The sequence below is a fragment of the Streptomyces sp. Root1310 genome, from assembly GCF_001426425.1.
Classification (GTDB): Bacteria; Actinomycetota; Actinomycetes; order Streptomycetales; family Streptomycetaceae; genus Streptomyces.
The window spans coordinates 273276-292681 of record NZ_LMEQ01000033.1 but is presented as its reverse complement, the minus strand read 5'-3'; the positions used below and the strand labels follow the sequence as shown (position 1 = coordinate 292681).

Sequence of the window (19406 nt, the reverse complement as noted above, 5' to 3'; positions counted from 1 at the left end):
TGGACACGGTCCAGGGCCCGGGACCGGCCCGGGATACCGGAGCGGGCAGGAATTCCAGGGTGGGCAAGGGCCCGGGAACGACCAGGGATACGGGAACGGTCGCGGGTACGACGGGCCTGACGGGTACGGGGACGTACCCGTCGTACCCGTACCCGGGCAGGTGTACGGGCCCGGGCAGGAGTACGGCCCCGACCACGGTTCCGGCCCTCGTCCTGGCCCGGGCCCTCGTCCTGCACGTGGTCCCGGCTCTGGTTCCGGCTCTGGTCCCGGCCCCGGTGACGGATATGGCTTCGACCGCGACCACGGTCATGGGCAGAGTCACGACGGTGGTCATGGCGGCGGCCCCGGTAGCGGTCCCGGCGGGGGCCACGGCGGCGGACACGGCCATGGCCCGGGTGACGGGCACGGTTCCGGTTCAGGCTCCGGTTCCGGCGGCGGGCACGGGCATGCGCACGGCCACAGTCACAGTCACGGCCCGGCCGCCCCCGTCTCCCAGCATCTGCGCAAGGTCATCGCTGCCATCCTCATCCCGTTCGGAGCCGCGGTACTGGTGGGGCTCGTGGTGCTGTGGCCCGGCGGAGCCCCGGCGCACGAACGCACGGGAGTCGGCTTCGACCGGCAGACCCAACAGGCCACGGTCACCAAGGTCGTGAGCTTGAGCTGTGCCTCGGTGAACGCCTCGGGCGACACCCCCACCGGCGACACCTCCACGGCCGAGGGCTCCTCCGCGCAGCAGCAGGCCGGCGGCACCTGCAAGCGGGCCACCATCCGGGTGGACACCGGCGACGACAAGGGCCGTACGTTCACCGAGATCGTCCAGCCCGACCAGTCACGGCAGTTGGAGCAGGGCGAGAAGGTCGTGGTCGCCTACGAGCCCTCCGCGCCGAAGGACCTCCAGTACTCGGTCACCGATGTGAACCGCCGCATTCCCATGGCGGTCCTGGCCATCATCTTCGCGGTCGCCGTCGTGGTCGTCGGGCGGCTGCGGGGCGTGATGGCGCTGGTCGCGCTGGCCATCAGCTTCATGGTGCTGAACTTCTTCGTGCTGCCCGCGATCCTCCAGGGGTCGAACCCGCTGGTCGTGGCGGTGGTGGGTTCGAGCGCCATCATGCTGATCGCGCTGTATCTCTGTCACGGGCTCTCGGCCCGCACCTCCGTCGCGGTGCTCGGCACGCTGATCTCTCTGCTGCTGATCGGCATCCTCGGCTCGCTGTTCATCGACTGGGCCGCGCTGACCGGCAACACGGACGACAACACCGGCCTGATCCACGGCCTGTACCCGTCGATCGACATGAGCGGTCTGCTGCTGGCCGGCATCATCATCGGCTCGCTGGGCGTCCTCGACGACGTGACGGTGACTCAGACCTCGGCGGTCTGGGAGCTGCACGAGGCCAACCCGGCGATGGGCTGGCGCGGCCTGTACCGGGCCGGCATCCGCATCGGCCGCGACCACATCGCGTCCGTGGTCAACACGCTCGTCCTCGCCTACGCCGGTGCCGCGCTGCCGCTGCTGCTGCTCTTCTCGATCGCGCAGAGCAGCGTGGGCACGGTCGCCAACAGCGAACTGGTCGCCGAGGAGATCGTGCGCACCCTGGTGGGCTCGATCGGCCTGGTCGCCTCCGTGCCCGTCACGACGGCGCTGGCGGCCCTGGTGGTCTCCGCCGACCGGGCAGGCGCCGGAAAGGCGCCCGTGACGGCTCCGGAAGCCACTCCTGCGGTTCCGGGGGGAACAGCGGAGGCGGCGGTGGCGGGCAGCGCCCAGACCCGGGGCGGCCGGGGCAGGCGGCGCAAACGCTGAGGCGGAGGGCGCCCGAGCACCGACCGCACCGGCCGGCTCGGGCGCACGCCCCAGTGTTCCCGGCCAGGCTGTACGGCGCCCGCGCCACCCCATGAAGAAGCGTTCCTGCACAACACCGACCGCAGCAAAGCCTTCACCACACCCGTGTCGCCATCACCCGCGTCGCCACGACTCGCCCCGCCACAACTGGCCACGACTCGCCTCGCCCCGCCATCACGTCAGCCGGCGCTCTGCTCCTCCGCCAGGATCCGGTCCAACGCTTCGTCCAAATGCGCGTCGAAATCGGCGAGAGCACCCTCCTGGCCCAGCGGAACCAGCTTGTCGGTGCGGTCGAGGAACGCCACGAGCGGGGCCGCCGAGGAGCGGAACAGCGCCTGGTCTCCACCGACCTGAAGCCGGATCAGGACCTCCCCCAGCACATCGGGATCCACCGGCGAGACACGGACGTCCCCTTCGCCGCACGGCCTGCCCACCCCGTCGATGAGCAGCTCGCGCCCGAAAGCCCAGGTCACCGGGGCATCGCCGGGCAGATGGAAGGTGAGCCGCACGGCATAGGGATCGCACGACTCGTAACCCAGCTCCACCGGAATGCGGAACGAGAGCTCCTCGGAGACGAGGAAGCTCATCATGACCTCTGCCTGTACTGCCTGAACGGACTCGCGCATCGCCTAACCCCGTCATTTGCCGCCGACTGGCCGGGAATGGACCTTCTGACACTGCACGCATCTTGCAGAAAGTACACAATAGATCACAAGGAGTGAGTTTTCAGATACTGATAGAGATCGCCAGCGACCCCAGCAGCCGTCCGATCTCGCTCTGAAGTTGCCGGGCGGCGGGCAGCAACCGGTCGGCGTGATGGGCGGGCAGAGAGATCGCCATCGTGGACGCCGTGGTGCCCACGGTGATCGGGACGGCGGCGCACACCGTGCCCAGCGCGTACTCCTGCCGCTCGACGACCGGTTCCATACGCCGCATCCGCTCCAGGCGCCGCAGCAGGGCGTGGTTGTCACGCACGGTGTACGGGGTGATCGACTCGGCGGGGTAGCGGGCCAGGTGGTCGCGGCGGGCCTCCTCGTCCAGTTGGGAGAGCAGACACTGGCCGATGGCGTGCGCGTGTCCGGTCTCGCCGAAGTCGGCCCACTCCTCGACCGCCGGATTGCCCGGGGTGTCCGAGACACACATGATCTCGATCTCACCGTCGCGGTACCTGGCGTAGTACACGGGGACACCGATCGAATCGCGCCACTGGGCGAGGGTGTCGGCGACCGTGCTGCGACGTTTCTGCGCGGCTCCGCTCCTGCCGAGCCGCTCAGCCGCCTCGCCGAGGAAGAACAGCCCTCTGTCCCGTCGCAGATAGCCCTCGTGCACGAGGGTGCGCAGCAGGTGGTAGGCGGTGGGCAGGGCGAGCCCGGTCTCGCGGGCGAGTTGCTTGGCCGGAGCCCCGTACTCGTGCTCCGCGACGCATTCCAGCAGCCGCATGGCGCGCTGGACGGAGCCGATCAGGGTGGCCGCGGGGTGCGGATGCTCGGGGGCGGTCGTGTTCGGTGGGCGTTGCAGCGGGGGTGCGGCGGACCGCGGCCGGGCGGGAGGTGTGAACGGTTCTGCCGATGCGGTGTCAACCATGACCATGGGTCACTTCCGAAGCGCGAGGGGGAGGTCCGTGCGGGGACACGGGAGGGGGTGTGCGCCACTCGCGGGGGTTCGTACCCGCGACGAGTTCCGGACTTTAACCGTCTGCCACCGCGTACAGACGGGCTGTCAGGGAAACTTCCCCCGGCCGAGGGAACAGGCGATTCCTGTTACCGCTCACCGGCCTCCCGCACCGCTCACCAGTCGCTGCGCGAGGAGGAACTCGAAGTGAACTTCCTTACGACGTAGATCAGTCCGCCGACCAGCGCCACGAAGACCAGCAGCTTGAAGAGCAGGCCGATCACGAACCCGACGACGCTGGCTATGAGGCCGCCGAACACGACGAGGGCGATGACCGGCACCGCGACCCACTTCACCCACCACGGCATTCCCGCGAAGATCTCTCGCATGGCCCTTGTCCTCATCCTCTTCGTTCGATGCCCGGCGCCCCTGTCGGGCCGGAGCGTTTCGATGTCCTGTCGCCGATGCTAGGTGCGAAGGGGGTGCCGACGGGGGCCTCGCATCCCTTGTCCTCCCCTGAACCAACCCCTAGGGAACCCCGAGATCGCTGGTCGACCGGCAGACGGACAGGCTCGGGTCGGGCGCCGGACCGGCACCGTACGGCCCTGGTCAGGACGGAATCCGGGCCGGTTCATGACGGCCTCCGGATGGGCTCCGGGCGAGGAGATCAACCCTCGGCCGGCGAGAAGACGACCAGGACCCGAAGGTCCTCGCTGATGTGGTGGAACTTGTGGGCGACCCCGGCCGGGACGTACACCACACTGCCCCGCGCCACCTGAGTCGTCTCCAGACCGACAGTGATCGAGGCACGTCCGCTCACGACGAAGTACACCTCGTCCTGATGGTGCGGATTCTGCGGATCGTGCGCGCCGGCGTCGAGCGCGTACAGCCCGACCGACATGTTCCGTTCGCGCAGAAACTGCAGATAGGCACCGTCGTTGGCGGCTCGCTCCGCCTCCAGTTCATCCAACCGGAATGCCTTCATCGACCTGGTCCGCCCTCGTCCGGTGCTCGTTCTCGATCTCTCTGCCACGATCAGACACATGAAGAATTTCGTAGTCAAGACGATCGCCAACGCGGGCGCCCTGGCGGTCGCCGTCTGGCTGCTCGACAAGATCACCCTGACCGGTGACAGCACGGGCAAGAAGATCGGCACCCTCGTCGTCGTCGCCCTGCTCTTCGGCCTGGTGAATTTCTTGGTCAAGCCAGTCGTGAAGGTGCTGACCTTCCCTCTGTTCATACTCACCCTCGGCCTGATCACCCTGGTGGTCAACGCCTTGATGCTGCTGCTGACCTCCTGGCTGGCCGACAAGCTCGACCTGAGCTTCCATGTGGAGGGCTTCTGGACCGCGGTCCTGGGCGGCCTGATCATTTCCGTCGTCTCCTGGGCCCTCAACATCGTCATGCCCGACGGCGACTGAGGCCGCGATGACCTACCGCGTCTGTTTCGTCTGCACCGGCAACATCTGCCGCTCGCCGATGGCCGAGTCGGTCTTCCGCGCGCGCGTGGAAGACGCCGGTCTCGAGGCACTGGTCGGGATCGAGAGCGCCGGCACGGGCGGCTGGCACGAGGGCGAGGACGCCGATCCGCGTGCCCGCTCCGTCCTGGAGGAGCACGGATACGCCCTCGACCACACGGCCCGGCGCTTCGAGCCGTCGTGGTTCGCCCGCCTCGACCTGGTCATTGCCCTCGACGCCGGCCATCTCAAGGCCCTGCGCCTCCTCGCACCCACCGAGGAGGACGCGGCGAAGATACGGCTGCTTCGGTCCTACACCCCCGCGGCGGCCGACGACCTCGACGTCCCCGACCCGTACTACGGGGGCCTGAGCGGCTTCGAGGAATGCCTTGAGATGGTGGAGGAGGCGAGCGCCGGTCTGCTCGCCGCCGTACGAGACGACGTGGAAGGACACATGGCATGAGCGGATCCGCTATCGACGGAGAGCTTTCCGGGGGCCCCGGCGAGGGCACGCGCGCGGTGCGGGCGGGCCTGCCCGAGCCGGTGAAGTACGAGCCGACCCTTCCCGGGCCGGTGTTCGCAGCGCACTTCCACCTGCCCGGCGAGCCCACGGGCCCGTACACCTACGGCCGGGACGAGAACCCGACCTGGACCCACCTGGAGCACGCCATCGGCGAGCTCGAGGCGCCGGGCCGGGACGACGTCGAGACGCTCGTCTTCGCCTCCGGCATGGCCGCGATCTCGTCGGTGCTGTTCTCCCAGCTGCGGGCCGGGGACATTGTCGTCCTGCCCGACGACGGCTACCAGGTGCTGCCCCTGGTGCGCGCGCAGCTGGAGGCGTACGGCATCGAGGTACGCACCGCGCCGACCGGCGACGACGCCCAGCTGAACGTCCTGGACGGCGCGAAGCTGCTGTGGATCGAGTCCCCCTCGAATCCCGGACTCGACGTGTGCGACATCCGGCGGCTCGTCGAGGCGGCACACGCGCGTGGTGCTCTGGTGGCTGTGGACAACACGCTCGCCACCCCGCTCGGGCAGCGCCCGCTGGAACTCGGCGCCGACTTCTCGGTGGCCAGTGGCACCAAGCAGCTCACGGGTCACGGCGACGTCCTCCTCGGCTATGTCACCGGGCGGGCCGGAACGCCGATGACGGCCGTGCGGCGTTGGCGCAAGATCGTCGGGGCGATCCCCGGACCCATGGAGGCCTGGCTCGCGCACCGGTCGATCGCCACCCTCCAGTTGCGCGTCGAGCGTCAGAACACCACCGCCATGGCCGTTGCCGAGGCGCTGCGGGGGAGGCCCGAGGTGAGCGGGCTGCGGTACCCGGGGCTGCCGGACGACCCGTCCCACAAGGTCGCCTCGCAGCAGATGCGTCGCTACGGGTGCGTGATCTCCTTCACGCTGTCCACGCGCGCGCATGCCGAGCGTTTCCTCGATGCCCTGCGGCTCGTGGACGACGCGACGAGCTTCGGCGGGGTGCGCTCGACCGCGGAGCGGCGGGGACGCTGGGGTGGGGACGCCGTGCCGGAAGGCTTCATCCGGCTGTCCGTCGGTGCCGAGGACCCCGAGGACCTGGTGGCGGATGTGCTGCGAGCGCTGGAGGAGTCGGCGCGGTGATCGCCTTACGGAGCCCCCGTCGGGCCCCCGCTGCGCACAACGGACGGTCCGAGCCTCCCCCCTCGTGGCTCGGACCGTCCTCGGTTCTGCGCGCGAAGAACCGCGCGAACAAGGCTAGTTGACTCTGTGTCAGTGTCCAATCACAGTAGCGGCAGAGACCTATCGACTTATTTATAGTTGGACCCTGTCTCAGAGCTGGAGGAAAGGCGGGGGGAAAGGGAGGAAGGCTCCGTGGATCTGGCCTTGCTGCGTACCTTCGTGACCGTGCACCGGGCCGGCTCCTTCACTCGCGCCGCCGCTCTGCTGGGACTGTCCCAGCCGGCCGTCACCTCACAGATCCGCACGCTGGAGCGGCAGCTCGGCCGCCCCCTGTTCCTGCGGCAGGCCCGCGGCGTGACGCCGACGAGCATCGGCGACGAACTCGCCCACAAGGCCGCTCCCCATCTCGACGCCCTGGTGGAGATCGCCGGGACCGGCCCCGACGACCAATCCGCCGGGCGGACGCTGCATCTGGCGGGTCCCCCCGAATTCACCGCCGAGCGGGCCCTTCCCGCGCTCACCGAACTGTCCGGCGACGACGGCCAGGGGTTCGCCCTGCGCGCCTCCTTCGGCAACGCCGAGGAGGTCCTGGACGGCCTGGCTGCCGGCCACCACGACCTGGTCATCAGCACGGCGCGACCGCGCGGGGCGCTGCTCACGGCCACTCCGCTGTGCGACGAGGAGCACGTCCTGGTCGCCGCCCCGCAGTGGGACGAGCGGATCGACGCCGGGAAGCTGTGCCGCAAGGGAGCGACCGCGCTGGAGAACCTCCCGGTCGTCGAGGTCCACGAGTCGCTGCCCCTCGTCTCCCGCTACTGGGCCTCCGTCTTCGACTCGCGTCCCGCCGCGTCGGGCACCGTCATCGTGCCCGACCTGCGCGCCGTCCTCGCGTGCGCGGTCGCGGGCGCCGGTCTGGCGGTCCTGCCCCGCTATCTGTGCGCGGCCGCGCTGGAACGCGGTGATCTCGTCGCGCTGCACGAGCCGGCGGTGCCGCCGCTACGGACGTACGTTCTCGTGGCGCGCACAGGAACGCTGGCGACGCCGCATATCGCGCGGGCCCACGAATGGCTGCTGGCCGCGGCCACCGCGTGGTACTGACCCGGTTTCCACCCGGCGGCAGGGAATCAGCTCCTCCGGTTACCTCTCACGATGTTTCACGTGGAACCAGCCGGGCCACATTTCTCCCATGACCGTCCGACCCGTGGTCAAGCGCACCGCACGAGCCGTTCTGCTGGACGGCGACAACCTGATCCTGATCAAGCGCACCAAGCCCGGTGTGGATCCCTACTGGGTCACGCCCGGTGGCGGGGTCGAACCGGACGACGCGACCGTGGTGGACGCCCTGCACCGCGAGGTGCACGAGGAACTCGGCGCCAAGATCACCGACGTGGTGCCCTGCTTCGTCGACACCGTCGAGCACATCGGTGACGACGGGGGCGCGACCGGCGTGAAGGTGCAGCACTTCTTCGTCTGTCGTCTGGAGTCCATGGATCCGGCCCTGCGACACGGTCCCGAGATCGAGGAACCCGCCGGCGAGTACGAGATCGTCCGTGTGCCGTTCACCCGGGTCGGGATCGCCTCCGTCCACCTCGTACCGCTGTCGCTGCGGCACTACCTCGACGGCAACATCGAGGGCGTCCGCGCCATGCACGCGCCCGACCTCGGCTGAGGGGCCGAGCCCGGCGCCCCAAGCGGGCTGCGGGCCGCGGGCTGAGGGCCGCGGGGTCAGCTTCCGGCTGCGACGAGTTCCTCGACCGAGTCGTGCCGTATGCGCTCCGAGGGGATGCCGACGCCACGCAGCGCGTCCACCCCGCTGCGGATCATGCCGGGCGGACCGGCGACATAGGCGTCGTACTCGGCCCATGGTCCGAACGTACGTATCGCGTCGGGCAACTGGAGCAGACCGTGCCGGTCGACCACCGGGCGGACCTCCAGCCAGGGGTGGGACCGCTGGAGCCGGAGCATCGTGTCGATGTCGTACAGGTCGTGGTCGCTGCGCGCGCCGTAGAACACCTCGACCGGACGCCGGGTGCCGTGCTCGGCGACATCCTCGACCAGTGCCTTGATGGGGGCTATGCCGGTGCCACCGCCAAGGCAGAGCAGCCCGCTGTTCCTGGTGTGGTCGACGGTCATCGAACCGGCCGGGGGACCGAGCCGGATGACGTCGCCGGGCCGGGCACGGTGCACCAGGGCGCTGGAGACCCAGCCCGCGGGAACGGCCTTCACATGGAACGCCAGCAGGCCGTCGGAGCGTGGCGCCGAGGCGAAGGAGTAGTGCCGCCAGATCCGCGGCCACCACGGCGTCTCCAGGCTCGCGTACTGCCCGGCGAGGAAGGGGTAGGGCTGGTTGGGGCGGACGGTGAGGATCGCCACATCCGGCGTTCTGAGGTCGTGCGTGACGACCTCCGCGTACCACCAGGGCGGGGCGCGCAGTTCGTCCACGGCCGCCGCGTCGATCATGACCTGGGAGATCGTGGTGTAGGTCCGGACCCAGGCCGCCTCCGTCTCGGCGTCCCACACGGCGTCCGCGTACTTGCTCAGCGCGCCGATGAGGCACTCGCCGACGGCCGGATAGTGCTCGGCCCTGGTGCCGTACTTGCGGTGGCCACGGCCCAGGTTCTGGAGGTATTCGACGAGGACCGCCCTGTTGTCCACGTGCTCGGCGGCGGTGAGCAATGCCTTGAGCAGCCGGTCCCGTTGGGCGTCCATCGCGGGCGGGAACAGCGAGCGCAGGTCGGGGTGGCGGACGAACAGCAGCGCGTAGAAGTACGACGTGACCTTGTCGGCCACCGGGGCCACCTCGGCCATCGTGCGCCGGATGAGGACGGCGTCCGGCGATGCGTTGCCGACAGGCGACGGCCGTTGAGCGGACACCAGGGAATCGACGGGCGCGGCGGTGACCTGTCGCACGGCGGAACGGGACTCGGCGAGCACGGCGCCCCGCGGGGACCCGGACCCATCCGCGGACACCACCGGCTGCGGCTGCCGCGTCGGCTGCGGTGGTGACGGCGGCGGCAACGGGGAAGCCTGCCGCCGGAGAGGTGCTTCGGGTTCCGCGCGGTCTCGGGAGGCATCGGGCGTCACGGGCGGTGTCGGCATCTCGGGCGGGGCCGATGGCCGGGACTGCGCGGAGGGCGGTGCCTCGGCGGGGTCGTGGGCCTCGACGGCGTGGGCCTCGACGGGGGATTCCTGCCAGGACGGCGACGGGGGCTGTGCGCCCGCGGGGGCGGTCGTCGCCGCGTCGAGGGTCGGCGGGTCCGGGTGTATTCGGCGCTCGGCGTCCGGGGTGCCGCCCTGGGGCGCCTCGTCGTGGGTGTCGACCGCGTTCCTGCCCACCGGGCGCAGTGCGGCCAGGCGACGGCCCTCAGAAGCCCCTTGCTCGCCCTGCGGAGTCGGCTCCGGCTGCTTGCGCGGTGTGAACCATCCGTCCCCGCCGCCGGACATGCCGTTGTCGGCCGACCTGCTGGTCGGAGCGTCCATGGTGTGCCTCGCCTCGAACATCTTTCGGTCGGTCTGCGCACTTCCTGGATCGGAAGGTGCCTGCTTCCCCCGCAGATGGCTTGCTTTTCCGTTCGGTTCCACGAACGGGACCGCCACGGCCCACCCGTATGTCCCCTCCGCACCCCCACGTAGGGCGAGTGTGCGAGGTGGGGCGGCACACTGACCGCAGCATCCCACCCTGTCCGGGCGCCTCGGTCACATCACCTGAAATGCGGGTCTTCGATCTCTCCGTCCCGTTAGGCTGCATTGCCCTGTTCTCGGCTCGCGCGGAAAGGATGCACCGCGTCGCGCGCACTTCGTCCCGGAAGCGAACCGGAGTCGACCATACCGGCCGCCGTCCGCCGCACAAGTCCCCCCCTTCCGTCTCTGGATTCGCTCGGCACGCGAACCGCGGGTTTCCGTGAATCCGGGGCCAACGAGGGGTCAATCAGCTTTAGTGGCACACCAATTCATAGGCATCCCACAGATCCTTCCCCACGTAGGAGTGGGTCGCCAGGCCCGCCAGATGGCGGTCCGAGTTGACGGCCACGGAGACCGGCACGACCCCGAACAGATCCTTGTCGGAGAGCGAATCGCCGTAAGCGACACAGTCGTCCCGCGTCACGCCGAACTCCGCGCAGAGCCTGTCGGCGATCAGTACCTTCGCCGCCGCGCTCAGCGCCCCCGCCGGGTCCATGGGCTCGGTGAAAGGGACCGCCGGGAATCGGGACCCGTACGTCGCGTGGGCGCCCCAGCCGGAAAGTCTTTCCACGAAGAAGGAAGGCGAGAGCGACACGACCGCGCAGTACTCCCCCCGGCGCCCTATCTCGGCCCAGACATCGCGGATGCGTGCCAGCCACGGCGCTCCTTCGAACGCCGCCGTCACATGCTCCTCGGTGAGCTGCGTCCAGAGCTCGAACACCTGCGCCGCGTACTCCGGCGGGCCGATCAACCCCGCCGAGATCGACTGCTCCAGCACGGCGGTCTCGGCCTCCAGGCCGAGTTGACGCGAGATCTCCAAGGGAGCGGACGTCCCGTGCAGCAGGGTGCCGTCAAGGTCGAAGAGGTGAAGTCTGGCCATGACGCGAGGCTAACGGGCAGGCCTGGCACCTCCCTGACCGTGCCTCTCCAGAGCTGCCGTTCGCCCCTGTTTCACGTGAAACACTGCCGCACTGCCGCACTCCCGGACTGCCGAACTCCCGCACCGCTGTCGCGCTGGACGGTGGACATGAGTGCTCGACGATGGGCCGCGAGCACCGGATCGTGGGCCGTCGCATGGCCAAAAGCACGTGCGTCCCAGGGGAAACAGGTGGACGCCGACGGTACGGGTCGGACAGCCTGACCTGCGTGCCGACTCCTTCCCTCACCGCTCTGCCCATCCGTCGTCTGACGCACCGCGACCTCACCGCCTGCGCCGACTTGTCCGAGGACCGGGGGTGGCCGCGCGAGGAGCACAAGTGGGGCCTGCTCCTCTCGGCCGGAACGGGCTACGGCATCGACGACCCCGACGGCGGGCTCGTCAGTGCCTGCGTCCTCACCGAGTACGGCCCGGCCGGCCGCCCCACCCTCGGCGCCATCGGCATGGTGCTGGTCGCCGAGCGGTACGCCCGGCAGGGCATCGGCCGACGGCTGATGCGGCACGTCGTCTCCCTGCTGGGCGCCACCCCGCTGACCCTGCACGCCACACCGAACGGCCGTCCGCTCTACGAGGAGCTGGGCTTCAAGACCACAGGCCGGGCGGAAATGGTGCGCGGGCGTCTCACGCCGGACGACACGGCGCCGGACGTCGTCACCCGCGCTGCCACGGCCGAGGACCTCACCGCGATCCTCCGGCTCGACGAGCAGGTCTTCGGCACCGATCGGACGCATGTGATCGCCCGTCTGCCCGCCTTCGCCGACCAGCTGCGGGTCGCCGAGGACGACGGCCGGGTCATCGGTTACGCGGCCGCATGGCCCAACATGGACACCCACGTCGTGGGCCCGCTGATCGCCAGGGACACGGAGACCGCGAAGGCCCTGCTCGCCTCCCTCGCCGCCCGCACGGACCGGCCGCTGCGCACCGACATCGACGTACGGCACGAGGAACTGCTGGCGTGGGTGAAGGCGCGGGGCCTGGAGTCCGTTGCCTTCAACTCCGTGATGACCCACGGGATCACGGAGCTGCCGGGTGACTGGCGCCGCCGCTTCGCTCCGCTGACGGTGGCGGCCGGCTGAACCGGGAGACACGAGAGAACGCCGGTTTCCATGATGGTCGGAAACCGGCGTTCTCCATGGACGTGACAGGTCAGACGAGCGTCTCCACGGCGGCCGTGGCAAAGCCGTGGTCCTGCTCCGGGGCGCCGCCCCCGACCCCGATCGCGCCGATCAGACGGCCGTCGCGGTGCACCGGCACCCCACCCGCGATGAACAGCAGCGGCCGGTCGAGTGCGGTGGGCAGGGTGTGGAAGAGCCCGCCCGGCTGCACGGCGTCGACGAGGTCCGCGGTGGGGGCGTTCAACTGAAGCGCCGTGTACGCCTTGCGCGTGCTCGTCTCCCCGGAGATCAGTACGGCCCGGTCGTCGCGGCGGAAGGCCAGCAGATGGCCGCCGGCGTCCAGAACGGTGACGCTGACCGTGACCCCGGCGGCCTCGGCGGCACGGCGGGCGGCCGTGACGAGGGCTTCGGCGTCGTGAATGGTCAGGGGCGCGAAGGTGGTGGTGCTCATGAGGGGAACTTCTCCTTGCGATGTTGTCCGGGTGCGTGTGGGGGGTTCTTGGGGTTCGGCGTGACCGAGGTACCGGTGATGCCGAGTCGAACGCGGTCGAGGTCCGCGGTGATCAGGGATGGGCGCCGGCTCGCCGGACCAGCCCTGACTCAGTGAGGTGAACTGCGGGTTTCACCGCTGGGCTGCTGCCTGCCGCTCGACGGGGGTTCCACCGGCGACGACGGCGCCGACACCAGCCGGGGCGTTGTCACGGCGTTCCAGAGCGGCCGAGACGACGGCGAGGAGCAGGGCGCCCGCGGCGAGGGCGGCCCCGACCCAGTTCGGGGCGGTGTAGCCCAGGCCGGCGGCGATGACGAGGCCGCCGAGCCAGGCGGACAGCGCGTTGCCGAGGTTGAAGGCACCGATGTTCACCGCCGACGCCAGCGTCGGCGCGCCGTGGGCCTGGTCCAGGACGCGCTTCTGCAGCGGCGGGACGGTGGCGAAGCCCAGGGCGCCGATCAGGACGATCGTGACGGCCGCCAGAACCTTGTTGTGGGCGGTGAGCGTGAAGAGTGCCAGGACGACCGCCAGGGCGCCCAGAGAGACGTACAGCATCGGCATCAACGCGCGGTCGGCGTACCTGCCGCCGACGAGGTTGCCGCCGACCATGCCGAGCCCGAAGAGGACCAGCAGCCAGGTGACGGATCCGTCGGCGAAGCCGGTCACGTGCGTCATCATCGGCGCGATGTAGGTGATGGCCGCGAAGACTCCGCCGAAGCCGAGGACGGTCATCGCCATGGCCAGCAGCACCTGGGCGTTCTTGAAGGCGGCCAGTTCGTGCCGCAGGTGCACTCCCTCGGCCCGCGGCATCTCGGGCACGAGCTTGGCGATGCCGGCCAGGCCCACGACACCGAGTACGGCGACGATGGCGAAGGTGACGCGCCAGCCGACGCTCTGCCCGACCAGAGTGCCCAGCGGAACGCCCACGACGTTGGCGACGGTGAGCCCGGTGAACATCATCGCGATGGCCCCGGCCTTCTTGTCCGGGGCGACCAGGTCGGCGGCGACGACCGAGCCGATGCCGAAGAAGGCGCCGTGGGCGAGTGAGGCGACCACGCGGCCGATCAGCATCACGGCGAACGAGGGGGCGACGGCGGACAGCAGGTTCCCGGCGATGAACAGGCCCATCAACACCATCAGCATCCGCTTGCGGGAGACCTTGGTGCCGAGGACCGTCATGAGCGGGGCGCCGAACATGACACCGAGCGCGTAGCCGGTCACGAGGAAGCCGGCCGTGGGGATGGAGACCCCGAAGTCGGCCGCGACCTCGGGCAGCAGACCCATGATCACGAACTCGGTCGTTCCGATTCCGAAGGCCCCGATCGCGAGAGCCAGAAGCGCGAGAGGCATAGGAGGTAACACCTTCCGAGAAGATTGCAGATGCGCTTAACGTGCTTCCACAATAGTTGCACACGCGGGCTATGTGCAACCGCCGTATATTGCGGGATTGCTCTATCCTGGTCTCAGCCGCTCCGGGACGGAGGAGAACCCCCATGACTGCGACGGACCCCGCGCTCACCGCTCTCGCCCAGGGCTGGTGTGCCCTCTCCCTGCTGCACGGGAGGATCGAGGCCCACATCGAGCGCGCGCTGCAGAGCCGGCACGACCTGAGCGTGCGCGAGTACTCCCTGCTCGACGTGCTCAGCCGGCAGCACGACGGCGACGGGGGACATCTCCAGATGAAGCAGGTGGCCGACGCGGTCGTCCTCAGCCAGAGCGCGACCACCCGGCTGGTGACCCGGCTCGAGGACCGGGGCCTGCTCGAGCGCTACCTGTGCCCCACCGACCGCCGCGGCATCTACACCAACGTCACCGAAGCCGGTCTGACGCTGCTGGCCGAAGCCCGTCCCACCAACGACGCCGCCCTGCGCGAGGCACTCGACGAGGCCGCCAGGAACACGGAACTGGCCCCGCTGGTACGGGTCGTGGAGTCACTGAACGCGCCCGCTGCCGCCTTGGGCACATAGGCTGCGGGCATGGGAGATCTTGAAATACGGGCCGCCGTCGCCGAGGACATCCCCGCGATCGTCGGCATGCTCGCGGACGACCCCCTGGGTGCACAGCGTGAGTCGCCGGACGATCTCAGCCCCTATCTGACCGCCCTGGAACGGCTCACCGCCGACCCGAACCAGCGTCTGGTCGTCGCCGTCCGCGAGGGACAGGTCGTCGGGACGCTCCAGCTGACGATCATTCCGGGCCTGTCCCGGCGCGGCTCGACCAGGTCGGTCATCGAAGGCGTGCGGGTGCACGCCGACGAGCGCGGCAGTGGCCTGGGCACGCGGTTCATCGAGTGGGCGATCGAGGAATCCCGGCGCGAGAACTGCCAGTTGGTGCAGCTCACCTCCGACAGCACGCGCACCGACGCCCACCGCTTCTACGAGCGACTGGGCTTCGTCGCCTCACACGTGGGCTTCAAGCTCCAGCTCTGAGGGCGCTCCAGCTCTGCGGACACCCGGGCCCGGACAGAAGCGCCCTGTTTCACGTGAAACAGGGCGCTTCCTGGCCGTGTGGGGCTAGCCGATGCCGCGCCAGCCCTCCGGGTCGACGCCACCGGGCACAGCGGCCCGCTCGTCGTACGGCTGGCGCGTGAAGACGAACGACCCGAGGTCCAGGTGGTCCACGCTCCCGTCCGGCCGCCGTACGGCGCGCAGGAGCTCTCCGGCGTAGTAGCCCTCCAAGCCGGTCCAGGTGCCGTCTCCGTTCGGCCTGAACCGGGAACGCCGACCGGCGCCGGACAGCGGCCCCAGGGAGACCAGCCCGTCGGCCGTCACCCGCAGGGCGAAGGGACTGGTCCCCCAGTGCCACTGGCCCGCCAGGTCCAGGACGGTGGGGTCCACCTCCCGCAGCGGACGCCACGGCTCGGGAATCCGCGGCTCGGCCTCGGCGACGATCCGTACGAGATCGGCGGCCACCTGGGACGTCAGAACGCCGGACGTGCAGTTGGCGAGCACCACCGCGGCCACGTCGTCCGCCACACCGATGGTGAGGGTGGCAAGGAACCCCGGCACCGAGCCGGAGTGCCCCACGAGCAACCTGCCGTCCCGGTGCTGGATCTGCAGCCCCAGTCCATAGGTGGCCCCGTCCGCCACATCCGGCAGCCCGGCCGGAGCCGCGGGCGTCCACATCTCGCGCAGGGTCCCCGCGCTCAGGACGCGGTCGTCACCCCGGGCGAGGAAGGCGGCGAATCGCGCGAGGTCACCGGTCGTGGACCAGAGCTGGCCGGCCGCTGCCATCCGTCCGAAGTCCTCGAGGGGCTCGGGCAGCAGGACGTCGGCCCAGGGATGGACCGCCCAGCCTCCCGCGGCCGGGTTCTGCGATCGGACAGTCGTGCGGTCGAGACCCAGAGGTTCGAGCACTTCGCGTCGCAGTACCTCCTCCCAGGGCGCCCCACGGAGTTCCTCCACGAGCGCACCCAGGAGTGAGTAGCCGGGGTTCGAGTAGTGGTGACGGCGGCCGGCCGGAAACGGGGCGGCCTGGTCGCCGAGGACATCGGCGAGCTCGGGCCGCAACGAACCCGGGGTCCGTTCCCACCAGGGACCGGGCGACTCCGCCGCCAACCCGCCTGTGTGGGCGAGCAGTTCGGCCACCGTGGCCTCCCCCGCACCGGATCCGGGCAGGTGCTTCTCCAGCGGGTCCTCGAGGTCGAGCACTCCTTCGTCCCGCAGTCGCAGCACGAGCACGGCGGTGAAGGTCTTGGTGATCGAGCCGATCCGGTACTGCACGTTCTCGTCCGGCGCGTGCCCGTCGACCGAGGTCCGCGCCCCGTGCCAGACGGCCCGCCCGTCCCGTACGACCGCGGCGACCAGCGAGGGGGCCCGTCCTTCGGTCTGGGCCACGGCGATCCGGTGCAGCAGCGCCCGCCGGGTGCCGGGAAGCAGCTCTTCCTGAGGTGTTGTCATGGGCCCAGTCCACCCGCCCGCGCGGCCGCCGTCGAGTCCATTCCGCTCTGGGCACCGGAGGTCGAGATCAGACGACTTGTCCGAGTCGGCCGAATACACCACGCTGAGCCCGAGCACGATGGCCACCGGCGAGCCCGGATCGCGCACCGATGAGATTCCCGTGCCGCCCTGGTCCATACCCCGGACACCCACGGACGGAAGGCCGGCCAATGCGGAAACTGATCTACGGCATGAACCTGACCCTGGACGGCTACATCGCCGCGACCGGCGACGACATCGGGTGGAGCGGACCGCCGAGCGACGAGCTGTTCCAGTGGTGGCTCGAGCACGAGCAGGCGAGCGGCCTGTCGCTGTATGGGCGCAAGCTGTGGGAGGCGATGAGCTCCTACTGGCCGACCGGCGACCAGAAGCCGGGCGCCACCCCGGCGGAGATCGAGTTCGCGCGAAACTGGCGGGACACGCCGAAGGTGGTGTTCTCCTCGACGATCGACAAGGTCGACTGGAACGCCCGCCTGGTCACCGGCGACGCGATCGCCGAGATCACCCGGCTCAAGGCCGAGGACGGCGGCCCCATGACCATCGGCGGCGCAACGCTCGCCGGGGCGGCCATGCGGGCCGGACTGATCGACGAGTACGTGATCGCCACCCATCCGGTCCTGGTGGGCAGCGGCACGCCGTTCTTCACCGCGCTGGACAGCTGGGTGAACCTGAACCTGGTGGAGACGCGGACGTTTCCCGGCGGCGTGGCCCTGACCAGGTACGAGACGAGGCGCTGACCCGCGCAGCCGCGAGGCCCCAGGGCACCGGATCAGGTCTGCGCCATGTCCACGAAGCGGGAGTAGTGGCCCTGGAAGGCAACGGTGATCGTGGCCGTCGGGCCGTTACGGTGCTTGCCCACGATGATGTCCGCCTCGCCCGCGCGCGGAGACTCCTTCTCGTAGGCGTCCTCACGGTGCAGCAGGATCACCATGTCGGCGTCCTGCTCGATGGAGCCGGACTCACGCAGGTCGGACACCATCGGCTTCTTGTCCGTGCGCTGTTCGGGACCACGGTTGAGCTGCGAGAGCGCGATCACCGGGACCTCCAGCTCCTTGGCCAGCAGCTTGAGGTTACGGGACATGTCCGAGACCTCCTGCTGACGGCTTTCGGAACGCTTGGAACCACCGGCCTGCATCAGCTGGAGATAGTCGATGATCACAAGCTTGATGTCGTTGCGCTGCTTCAGGCGGCGGCACTTGGCCCGGATCTCCATCATCGACAGGTTCGGGGAGTCGTCGATGTACAGCGGAGCGGAGGAGACCTCGGGCATGCGGCGCGCCAGACGGGTCCAGTCCTCGTCCGTCATGGTGCCGGAACGCATGTGATGCAGGGCCACCCGGGCCTCGGCGGACAGCAGCCGCATCGCGATCTCGTTGCGGCCCATTTCCAGGGAGAAGATGACGCTGGGCAGGTTGTGCTTGATCGACGCCGCGCGCGCGAAGTCCAGCGCGAGCGTCGACTTTCCCATGGCGGGACGCGCCGCGATGACGATCATCTGGCCCGGGTGCAGACCGTTGGTGAGCGAGTCGAGGTCCGTGAACCCGGTGGGCACACCCGTCATCTCGCCGCTGCGTGAACCGATCGCCTCGATCTCGTCGAGGGCGCCCTCCATGATGTCGCCGAGCGGGAGGTAGTCCTCGCTGGTGCGCTGCTCGGTGACCGCGTAGATCTCGGCCTGGGCGCGGTTGACGATCTCGTCCACATCGTCGTCGCCCGCGTATCCCATCTGCGTGATGCGGGTGCCGGCCTCGACCAGGCGGCGCAGCACTGCGCGTTCGTGGACGATCTCCGCGTAGTACTCGGCGTTGGCGGCGGTGGGCACCGTCTGGACGAGGGTGTGCAGATAGGACGCGCCGCCGACCTTGTTGATCTCGCCGCGCTTGGTGAGCTCGGCGGCGATCGTGATGGGGTCGGCCGGCTCGCCCTTGGCATAGATGTCCAGGATCGCCTGGTAGATCGTCTCGTGCGCGGGCTTGTAGAAGTCGTGGCCCTTGAGCACCTCGACCACGTCGGCGATGGCGTCCTTGGACAGCAGCATGCCGCCGAGGACGGACTGTTCGGCGTCGAGGTCCTGCGGCGGTACCCGCTCGAAGGCGGTGCCCCCGCCTTCCCACTCGCCGCTTTCCCGGCCGCGATCGTGCTGTTCGTCACGACCGCGCCCCCCTTCGCCGCGCCGCCTGGCAGGAGGCAGACGATCACTGGGCCCGCTGTCGGCCCACGGGTCGTCCAAGGGCTCGGAAATGCTCACCGAGCAGCCTCCTCCCGTCCGCCGAGCGGACCTCGCCATGCCTTCTTTCTACGGCACGGCACTGACAATCGAGAGCGCCAACTCCGGTTGTGGCGCGTCGGTTTTATGAGGGTTTCCTCGGCCGACGGACGGAGCGGGCGCCGGACCACGGTAGGCCCGTCGGCACCGTCAGCCAATCTGGTTATCCACAGGCCATGTGGACGACGGCCCCGATGCTGTGGAGAACTCCGCAAAACCTGTGCACGACCCGGTGGACAGCCCTGTGAACAAGCCCTCTTCTTTTCTTGCGAAGCGCCGCTGACCTGCACTTTCACCATCCACCGGCTGTGCAGAAGAAAAAGTTGGCCAGTCGGACCAAGATCTCTTCGAACGGCGCGCAAGACACTACACGGCGTGAGGAGAGGTAAGGGTCACATGGCGACTGGATCTCTTACCT

Annotated in this window: 20 protein-coding genes; 10 read left to right on the top strand and 10 right to left on the bottom strand. The window is 69.7% G+C overall.

What is annotated here, in order from left to right; genetic code table 11:
- Positions 1 to 160 precede the first annotated feature (160 nt).
- Positions 161 to 1798 carry a YibE/F family protein gene (locus ASD48_RS37505; RefSeq protein WP_079074218.1) on the top strand — a complete coding sequence of 546 codons (1638 nt, stop codon included), beginning with the start codon at positions 161 to 163 and terminating at the stop codon, positions 1796 to 1798.
- 218 nt (positions 1799 to 2016) lie between these two features.
- On the opposite strand, the gene ASD48_RS37500 is transcribed toward ASD48_RS37505, so the two are convergent.
- The 4 genes from ASD48_RS37500 to ASD48_RS37485 form a co-directional block, all read right to left on the bottom strand.
- Positions 2017 to 2463: an SsgA family sporulation/cell division regulator gene (locus tag ASD48_RS37500; RefSeq protein ID WP_020130693.1), complete on the bottom strand. Its 447-nt coding sequence runs from the start codon at positions 2461 to 2463 to the stop codon at positions 2017 to 2019.
- 100 nt (positions 2464 to 2563) lie between these two features.
- Complete coding sequence (locus tag ASD48_RS37495; protein ID WP_199876150.1) at positions 2564 to 3427, bottom strand: IclR family transcriptional regulator C-terminal domain-containing protein; 864 nt, start codon at positions 3425 to 3427, stop codon at positions 2564 to 2566.
- A gap of 197 nt (positions 3428 to 3624) precedes the next feature.
- Positions 3625 to 3837 carry a DUF5326 family protein gene (locus ASD48_RS37490; RefSeq protein WP_020130691.1) on the bottom strand — a complete coding sequence of 71 codons (213 nt, stop codon included), beginning with the start codon at positions 3835 to 3837 and terminating at the stop codon, positions 3625 to 3627.
- Between the two features lie 278 nt (positions 3838 to 4115).
- Positions 4116 to 4433, bottom strand: a complete 318-nt coding sequence (locus ASD48_RS37485) for a cupin domain-containing protein (RefSeq protein WP_057606340.1) — start codon at positions 4431 to 4433, stop codon at positions 4116 to 4118.
- Positions 4434 to 4491: 58 nt separating this feature from the next.
- Here ASD48_RS37485 and ASD48_RS37480 point away from each other — a divergent pair, with 58 nt between their 5' ends.
- The 5 genes from ASD48_RS37480 (at position 4492) to ASD48_RS37460 (ending at position 8230) form a co-directional block, all read left to right on the top strand.
- The gene (locus ASD48_RS37480; protein ID WP_057606339.1) at positions 4492 to 4869 is read left to right on the top strand and encodes a phage holin family protein; all 378 of its coding nucleotides are present in this window, start codon (positions 4492 to 4494) and stop codon (positions 4867 to 4869) included.
- A 7-nt stretch (positions 4870 to 4876) separates the two neighbouring features.
- A complete protein-coding gene (locus tag ASD48_RS37475) occupies positions 4877 to 5368 on the top strand; it encodes a low molecular weight protein-tyrosine-phosphatase (RefSeq protein WP_057606338.1) in 492 nt (163 codons plus the stop codon).
- The gene (locus ASD48_RS37470) at positions 5365 to 6522 is read left to right on the top strand and encodes a cystathionine gamma-lyase (protein ID WP_057606337.1); all 1158 of its coding nucleotides are present in this window, start codon (positions 5365 to 5367) and stop codon (positions 6520 to 6522) included. The genes ASD48_RS37475 and ASD48_RS37470 overlap by 4 nt, the downstream gene beginning before the upstream one ends.
- A 231-nt stretch (positions 6523 to 6753) precedes the next feature.
- Positions 6754 to 7659: a LysR family transcriptional regulator gene (locus ASD48_RS37465; protein WP_057606336.1), complete on the top strand. Its 906-nt coding sequence runs from the start codon at positions 6754 to 6756 to the stop codon at positions 7657 to 7659.
- An 88-nt stretch (positions 7660 to 7747) separates the two neighbouring features.
- Positions 7748 to 8230, top strand: a complete 483-nt coding sequence (locus ASD48_RS37460; RefSeq protein WP_057606335.1) for an NUDIX hydrolase — start codon at positions 7748 to 7750, stop codon at positions 8228 to 8230.
- Between the two features lie 56 nt (positions 8231 to 8286).
- Here the strand turns inward: ASD48_RS37460 and ASD48_RS42920 are convergent, their stop codons facing one another.
- Together ASD48_RS42920 and ASD48_RS37450 are read right to left on the bottom strand one after the other, a co-directional pair.
- Positions 8287 to 10041 (bottom strand): globin domain-containing protein, encoded by a 1755-nt coding sequence (locus ASD48_RS42920; protein ID WP_199876148.1) that lies wholly within the window; start codon positions 10039 to 10041, stop codon positions 8287 to 8289.
- A gap of 454 nt (positions 10042 to 10495) precedes the next feature.
- A complete protein-coding gene (locus tag ASD48_RS37450) occupies positions 10496 to 11122 on the bottom strand; it encodes a haloacid dehalogenase-like hydrolase (protein WP_057606334.1) in 627 nt (208 codons plus the stop codon).
- A gap of 266 nt (positions 11123 to 11388) precedes the next feature.
- On the opposite strand from ASD48_RS37450, the gene ASD48_RS37445 reads away from it, so the two are divergent.
- Entirely contained in the window at positions 11389 to 12255 is an 867-nt protein-coding gene (locus tag ASD48_RS37445; protein WP_057606333.1) for a GNAT family N-acetyltransferase, read from the top strand.
- Positions 12256 to 12325: 70 nt separating this feature from the next.
- Here the strand turns inward: ASD48_RS37445 and ASD48_RS37440 are convergent, their stop codons facing one another.
- Together ASD48_RS37440 and ASD48_RS37435 are read right to left on the bottom strand one after the other, a co-directional pair.
- On the bottom strand, positions 12326 to 12745 hold the full coding sequence (locus ASD48_RS37440; protein ID WP_057606332.1) for a heme-binding protein: 420 nt from the start codon (positions 12743 to 12745) through the stop codon (positions 12326 to 12328).
- Between the two features lie 171 nt (positions 12746 to 12916).
- Positions 12917 to 14134 (bottom strand): MFS transporter, encoded by a 1218-nt coding sequence (locus ASD48_RS37435; protein ID WP_057606331.1) that lies wholly within the window; start codon positions 14132 to 14134, stop codon positions 12917 to 12919.
- Positions 14135 to 14277: 143 nt separating this feature from the next.
- Between ASD48_RS37435 and ASD48_RS37430 the strand changes: the two genes are divergently transcribed.
- Both ASD48_RS37430 and ASD48_RS37425 read left to right on the top strand, forming a co-directional pair.
- A complete protein-coding gene (locus ASD48_RS37430) occupies positions 14278 to 14751 on the top strand; it encodes a MarR family transcriptional regulator (protein ID WP_057606330.1) in 474 nt (157 codons plus the stop codon).
- A gap of 9 nt (positions 14752 to 14760) precedes the next feature.
- Positions 14761 to 15213 carry a GNAT family N-acetyltransferase gene (locus ASD48_RS37425; RefSeq protein WP_057606329.1) on the top strand — a complete coding sequence of 151 codons (453 nt, stop codon included), beginning with the start codon at positions 14761 to 14763 and terminating at the stop codon, positions 15211 to 15213.
- A gap of 84 nt (positions 15214 to 15297) precedes the next feature.
- Here the strand turns inward: ASD48_RS37425 and ASD48_RS37420 are convergent, their stop codons facing one another.
- Entirely contained in the window at positions 15298 to 16683 is a 1386-nt protein-coding gene (locus ASD48_RS37420; protein WP_057606328.1) for a serine hydrolase domain-containing protein, read from the bottom strand.
- 209 nt (positions 16684 to 16892) lie between these two features.
- Here ASD48_RS37420 and ASD48_RS37415 point away from each other — a divergent pair, with 209 nt between their 5' ends.
- Positions 16893 to 17459 (top strand): dihydrofolate reductase family protein, encoded by a 567-nt coding sequence (locus tag ASD48_RS37415; protein WP_057606327.1) that lies wholly within the window; start codon positions 16893 to 16895, stop codon positions 17457 to 17459.
- Between the two features lie 32 nt (positions 17460 to 17491).
- Here the strand turns inward: ASD48_RS37415 and dnaB are convergent, their stop codons facing one another.
- Entirely contained in the window at positions 17492 to 18970 is a 1479-nt protein-coding gene (gene dnaB, locus ASD48_RS37410) for a replicative DNA helicase (RefSeq protein ID WP_057606326.1), read from the bottom strand.
- Positions 18971 to 19406: the final 436 nt, after the last annotated feature.